Here is a 1,553-nt window from a genome sequence, read left to right as displayed (position 1 = left end):
GCGGGGGTTCGGAGCTGGTCGATCTGGCTGCGGTGAGGGGGGTGGTCGCTGGGGGTGCGGTGGTGCCCGAGGCGGTGGTGTACGCGGTTGTCTCGCCGGTGGCCGATGTGCTCGGGGCGGTGCGTGAGTCGGCGGCCGATGTGCTGGGTGTGGTGCAGGGGTGGCTGGCCGAGGAGCGGTTCGCCTCTTCGCGGCTGGTGGTGGTGACCCGGGGCGCGGTGGCGGTCGCCGAGGAGGATGTCGACCTTGGTGTGGCCGGGGTGTGGGGTGTGGTGCGGGCGGCCGAGGCGGAGAATCCGGGCCGGTTCGTGCTGGTGGATGTGGACGGTGGTGAGGAGTCGTGGCGGGCTCTGGGTGCGGTGGTGGCTTCGGAGGAGCCGGAGGCCGCGATTCGCGCCGGCGAGGCGTGGGTGCCGCGACTGGCACGCGCGGCCGCTTCGCGGGGTGAGGGGCCGGAGTTCGATCCGGAGGCGACGGTGCTGGTCACCGGCGGCACGGGTGGTCTGGGCGCGCTGGTGGCCAGGCACCTGGTGACGGCCTACGGGGTGCGGCACCTGCTGCTGGCCAGTCGTCGTGGCGCGCAGGCGCCGGGGGCGGCCGAGCTGGTGGCGGAGCTGACCGAGCTGGGTGCCTCCGTGGAGGTCGCGGCCTGCGATGTGAGCGATCGGGACGCGCTGGCCGAGCTGATCGCGGGCATCCCGGCGGAGTATCCGCTCAAGGGTGTGGTGCACGCGGCCGGGGTCGCCGACAACGGGTTGATCGGCTCGCTCACCGCGGAGCGGTTCGACGGGGTTCTGGGTTCGAAGGCGGATGCGGCGTGGCATCTGCACGAGCTGACGGCGGATCTGGATCTGTCGGCGTTCGTGTTGTTCTCCTCGGCCGGTGGGCTGGTGCTGGCGGCCGGGCAGGCGAGCTACGCGGCGGCGAATGTGTTCCTTGATGCGCTGGCGGCGCATCGGCGCTCGGCGGGGCTGGTGGCGACGTCGCTGGCTTACGGGCTGTGGGATGCCGACACCGGGTTGAGCGGCTGGCTGACCGAGGCCGACCGGGAGCGGATGCGCAGGCAGGGCCTGCCGGCACTGTCGGTGGAAGAAGGACTGGCGCTGTTCGATGCCGGCCTGGCGTCGGATGTGGCGACGCTGGTGCCGTTGCGAGTGGATGTTCCGGCATTGCGTTCGCGCGGTGAGGCACTGCCCGTCTTGCTGCGCGGCTTGGTGCGTGGTCCGGTGCGGCGTGCGGTGCGGTCGGGCGGGTCGGCGCTGGTGCAGCGGCTGGAGGGGGTGGATGAGGCCCGGCGTCGTGAGGTCGTGCTGGAGGTGGTCCGCCAGGAAGTGGCGACGGTGCTGGGGCATGCCTCGGCGACGGCGGTTCAGGCGGATCGGGCGTTCCAGGAGCTGGGTTTCGACTCCCTGACCGCGGTCGAGCTGCGCAACCGGCTGATGGCGGTCTCCGGACTGCGACTGCCGGCCACTCTCGTCTTCGACTACCCGACCGCTGAGGCGGTGGCGGATTACCTGGCGGCGGAGCTGGCCGGTGGTCAGGTCTCGCAGGCG

1 protein-coding gene is annotated in these 1,553 nt (G+C 72.4%); it reads left to right on the top strand.

Annotated elements, in window-relative coordinates; all coding sequences use genetic code 11:
• Positions 1–62: 62 nt before the first annotated feature.
• A partial coding sequence (locus ACTOQ1_RS42775) for a type I polyketide synthase (protein ID WP_440074321.1) occupies positions 63–1,553 on the top strand: 1,491 nt, incomplete at its 3' end.

The sequence above is a fragment of the Streptosporangium sp. OZ121 genome (assembly GCF_051918885.1).
Taxonomy (GTDB): domain Bacteria; phylum Actinomycetota; class Actinomycetes; order Streptosporangiales; family Streptosporangiaceae; genus Streptosporangium.
The sequence above is the reverse complement of the archived record's forward strand: the minus strand, read 5'-3'. Positions and strand labels throughout refer to the sequence as shown.